General features: G+C 73.8%; 5 protein-coding genes. 4 read left to right on the forward strand and 1 reads right to left on the reverse strand.

Annotation, left to right across the window (positions count from 1 at the left end; translation table 11 throughout):
• On the forward strand, positions 1 to 868 hold an 868-nt coding region (locus M3N57_11785; GenBank protein ID MDP9023349.1), incomplete at its 5' end, for a DUF916 domain-containing protein.
• A gap of 1 nt (position 869) precedes the next feature.
• Here M3N57_11785 and M3N57_11790 read toward each other — a convergent pair.
• Positions 870 to 1,856: a patatin-like phospholipase family protein gene (locus M3N57_11790; protein ID MDP9023350.1), complete on the reverse strand. Its 987-nt coding sequence runs from the start codon at positions 1,854 to 1,856 to the stop codon at positions 870 to 872.
• Between the two features lie 139 nt (positions 1,857 to 1,995).
• Between M3N57_11790 and M3N57_11795 the strand changes: the two genes are divergently transcribed.
• The 3 genes from M3N57_11795 to M3N57_11805 all read left to right on the forward strand — a co-directional run bounded on the left by M3N57_11795 (position 1,996) and on the right by M3N57_11805 (position 4,308).
• Complete coding sequence (locus M3N57_11795; GenBank protein MDP9023351.1) at positions 1,996 to 2,571, forward strand: GNAT family N-acetyltransferase; 576 nt, start codon at positions 1,996 to 1,998, stop codon at positions 2,569 to 2,571.
• Between the two features lie 32 nt (positions 2,572 to 2,603).
• The gene (locus M3N57_11800; GenBank protein ID MDP9023352.1) at positions 2,604 to 2,954 is read left to right on the forward strand and encodes a hypothetical protein; all 351 of its coding nucleotides are present in this window, start codon (positions 2,604 to 2,606) and stop codon (positions 2,952 to 2,954) included.
• Between the two features lie 94 nt (positions 2,955 to 3,048).
• Positions 3,049 to 4,308 (forward strand): MFS transporter, encoded by a 1,260-nt coding sequence (locus tag M3N57_11805; protein ID MDP9023353.1) that lies wholly within the window; start codon positions 3,049 to 3,051, stop codon positions 4,306 to 4,308.
• Positions 4,309 to 4,483: the final 175 nt, after the last annotated feature.

Here is a 4,483-nt window from a genome sequence, read left to right on the forward strand (position 1 = left end):
GACCGACACCTTCCGCTTGCAGCCCTACCCGCTGGAGGTCGGCGGTCACGTCCGTCGGGCGTTCCAGCTCTCGGTCGAGCCCGGCGCGAGCGTGACCGACGCGGTGGAGCTGACCAACCTCACCGACGAGCCGCGACGCTTCCGGCTGTACCCGGCCGATGCCAGCACCGACCCGCAGACCGGCGCGACAGCGGTGACCGCCGCGGGCGCCCGGTTGCAGGGGGTCGGGTCGTGGATCGACGTGGAACGGAGTGAGGTGGCCCTGGCTCCCGGCGCCCGGGAGGTCGTGTCGTTCTCGGTCGCCCGCCCGGCGGGGACCGACGCCACCGGCACCGGCGCGGTCGTCGCCGAGGAGATCCGCGAGGCCGCCACGGGCCCCGGGATCGACGTCGTGTTCCGCGTCGCGATCCTGGTGGACCTGTCGGGGAAGGCCGCGTCGCTGGCCGTCGACGTGCCGAACCTGACCGTGCCGGTGGCGCTGCTGCCCTCGTCGGGGACCGTCGGGACGACGCTGCACAACGAGACCCTGCAGCCGGTGACCTCGACGGTGCACTTCCGGGTGCACAGCATGACCGGTCGCAGCTGGGAGCTGCAGCCCGTCACCGTCGAACTGGCCCCCGGCGAGCGCCTCCGCGTGGAGCAGGACTGGGACGCGGTCCCGCGCTGGGGTGGCGTCCTGGGCGCCTCTGCGCAGGTCGACTGGAGCGGCGGGACCATCTCCGCCCAGGGACCGCGCGCGCTGCACCCGCCACCGTGGCTGCTGGCCGTGGTGATCGTGGCTCTGGCCGTGCGCGTCGCCGCCGAGCTGCGGGCCCGCCTCCACCATGCTCGCCTGCCTGGCCGGCCCGCGGTGCAGCGCACGTGGTGATCTACGGGCGGCACCGCGCGACGTGGGCGTCCCAGTCCCAGCCGCCCAGCCAGCGCTGGGCGGCGTCGACCCCGGAGGCGAACAGCCGCTCGGCCTGGGCGGAGCTCAACGCGAAGTCGACGGCCGAGATCCCGCCGGTGTCGACGAAGATGGTGCGCTCGGTCACGCACGGGTCGTGCAGGTGCTTCCAGTCCTGGGCCACCAGCAGCGTCCCGATCACCGCTCGGAGGTAGCTGGCCGGCCCGCGGATGCGGTGGGCCGGCCCCTGGCCGTCGGGACGCGCCGACAGCTTCACGCCGATGGTGGGGAAGCGCGGGGGGCGCCCGTCGTCACGGTCGAACAGCTCGATCGGGAAGTTGGACAGCAGCCCACCGTCGACCAGGTAGTGGACCTCCCCCCGGGCGTCGCGCAGACCGACCGGCTCGTAGAAGTACGGGATGGCGGTCGACGCGCGGACGGCGTCGGCCACCGGCTGCTCGTCGGGTTCGAGCCCGTACAGGTGGTAGTCCCACGGCAAGCGCACCAGGCGTCCCAGGGTCAGGTCGGTGGCGGTGACCACCAGCCGGTGGCGCCGCTGCGGCGGCAGGTGACTGCCCGGGTCGTCGCGGCGCAGATCGCCGAACGTCTCGACGCCGAGCTCGGCGAGGCGGTCGTGGACCCAGCGCCGCACCGCGGTCCCCTCGAAGATGCCCTTCTCGACGAGGATCGACAGGGTCGGGCCGACCACGGGGACGCGGTCCAGGAGGCTGCGGTCGGCGAACCGCAGGTAGTCGATCGTGGCCATCCAGCCGCGGAGCCGGTCCGGTGTGGCGCCGGCCGCGATCAGCGCCCCGACCACCGCTCCCGCGGAGGTCCCGGCGACCCGCTCGAAGCGGTACCCGGCCTGGTGCAGGGTGGTCACCGCCCCGACCAACGCGACGCCCTTGACCCCGCCGCCTTCCAGCACCAGGTCGGCTGGCCGGGTGGCGTCGTCGCTGCCTACGGCCACCGGGACCCCTTCGCCACGCCTGTTCGCGCAGCATGCCTACGTTGATGGGCATGTCCAAGACACGCCGGTCGCAGGTCGGCGACGACCTGTGGCGCCGCGCCGAGGCTGCCCCCGCCCGGCGGGGTGTCGCGGCCGTGTCGTGACGGCGATCGAGGTCCGCGAGATCCAACCCGGCGACCTCGTCGGCGTTGGCCGCCTGCTGCTCGAGGCCTACGACCGTTCGGGGCCCTTCGACGAGCCCTACCGCCGCTTCCTGGCCGACGCCGAGCGGTGGGTGCCGGGAGCCACCACCGTGTTCGTCGCGGAGCGCGACGGCCGTGTCGTCGGCGTCGTGGCGTTCACGCTCCCCGGCGACCGCGAGTTCGAGACGATGCTGTTGCCCGTGGCCGACTGCGGCTTCCGGTTCCTGGCCGTCGACCCGACCGCTCAGCGGGCAGGCGCCGGCCGGGCGCTGGTCCGCGCCTGTCTCGACGCCGCGGGTGAGCACGGGTGCCGCCGGATGGTGATCCACTCGATGTGGTTCATGACCGCGGCGCACCGCCTGTACGAGCGGCTGGGGTTCGTGCGCCGCCCCGACCTCGACGTGCGGTTCCCGTCCGGTGTCGGCTACGCCTTCCAGCGCGACGTCGCCCCCGACGCCGACCAGCACTTCCCCCCGCCGGATGCGGTCCCCGACGAGCCACCGTGGTACGAGGACGTGTGGCGGGGTGTGTGACCAGTGGGGTTCACCAGGCAGGAGGCACCGAGATGCAACGCACGATCACCGAGGTCGCGGTCGGTGTCGCCGTGGCGGTGGGGGCGATCCTGATCGTCGTGCTGCCGACGTTGTTCCGCGGCGAGGCGGGCGGGGGACGGGTCGAGTGGGGCCTGATCCTGGTCGCCTACGCGCTGGTCGGCGTGGCTGTGGCCGCGTTCCACGACCGTGTGGGACCGATCGCCGCGGCGATCGTGGCGGCTGCCATGTTCGCCGTGATCGTCGTTCACCCGGCGCTGCCGTTCTTCGGCCGCCCCACGTGGGTGCCCGACATGTTGGCACGGCTCGATCCGGCCGTCGCCGCTGTCGTCGCTGGGGTCGCCGCCCACCGCTCGCGCCGGTAGCAGTTCGCAGGAGCCGCCTCGCCGTGCCCGATCGTTGCCTCCGTCGCCCAACTGACCTCCGCGACCGTCGGGCCGGCTGGATCGAGAGCGGGCGGTGACGACGCTGCGCGGCTGGTTGCACGCCACCGTCTGGTCCACGGCCGGCCTGGCGGCCGCGTCCGGGTTCGGTCAGTTCGGTGTGATCGCGCTCCTCGGCGACCTGGCCGACGCGTTCGGCGAGCCGGCCGGTCGCGGGGGGATCGCTCCCACGGTGGGGATGGCCGGAACCACCCTGGGCGTGGGTCTGGCGATCATCCGGCTGGCGTCCCTGGCGAGCTTGCCGGCCGCCAGCATCGCCGACCGGTTCGGTCGACGCCGGGTGCTGATCGCCGTCTGCGCCGCTGGGCTCGGCTTCACGGTCGTGTCGGCTGCGTCGCCGAGCTGGTGGTGGTTCGTCGCGATCCTCGCGGTGGGTCGTCCGCTGCTGGCCGCGACGAACGCGGTCGCCGGCGTGATCGCTGCCGAGGAGACCACAAGCCAGGACCGGTCCAAGGCGATCGCGCTGGTCTCCGCCGCGTTCGCGGTCGGGAGCGGGCTGTTCGCGGTGTCCCGGGCGCTCCTCGACCAGTGGATCGGGTTCCGGGGGATGCTGGCGTTGGCTGTGGTGCCGTTGCTGCTGGTGCCGCTCCTGGGACGCCGGATCGAGGAGCCGGAACGGTTCACCTCCGCCACGGTCGGAGCGACTCCACGTCGGCGTCTGGTCGGGCCGATGCCCCGCTCGCTGCGGCCGCGTCTGGTGACGCTGTCCGCGATCCACTTCGCCACCGGGTTGCTGAGTGGACCGGTCAACTCCTACATCTTCCTGTACGGAGAGCAGGTGCAGGGGGTCGACGCGACGGCGATGGCGGCGCTGTTCGTCGCGTCGGGTGTCACGGGCATGGCGGGCTTGCTGGCGGGGCGGTGGGGCGCCGACCGGCTGGGCCGGCGTGTCACCGCCGCATCCGGCCTGGTCGCCGGGGCCACGTTCGCGTTCGTCACCTACAGCGGATCGCGGGTCGCGCTGTTCGTGGCCTACCCGCTGACCGTCCTGGCCGCGGCGGCCTTCACCCCGGCTGCGGGGGCGCTGGACGCCGAGCTGTTCCCCACCCGGGCGCGGGCGACCGCCGCCGGTTGGATCGCGGCCGCCCAGATCCTGGGCGGTGTCTGCGGTCTGGCGGCGTTCGGCGTCCTCGCCGACACGTTCGCGAGTTTCACGGCCGCGGCTGCGGCGGTGTGCGTGCCGGTGGCGGCACTCAGTCTGGCCTACGTCCGGCTGCCCGAGACCCGGGGCTTGCGCCTGGAGGAGTCGGGGCGCCCACCGACGGACGACTCGTGACACGCGTCACCCGCCCGGACGGTCCCGGGCGGGTGAACGGCTGGGGTTGATCCTCAGGCGGTCACGGTGTCGGCGTCGGTGTCGGCGTCGGCGTGGCCGTCGGCGTTGGGCTCTCCTCGGGGGTCTCCTCGGGCGTGGGCGTGGTCTCCGGCGTCTCGGTGACGGTCGCCGTCGC

It is taken from the genome of Actinomycetota bacterium (assembly GCA_030776725.1).
Classification (GTDB): domain Bacteria; phylum Actinomycetota; class Nitriliruptoria; order Nitriliruptorales; family JAHWKO01; genus JAHWKW01.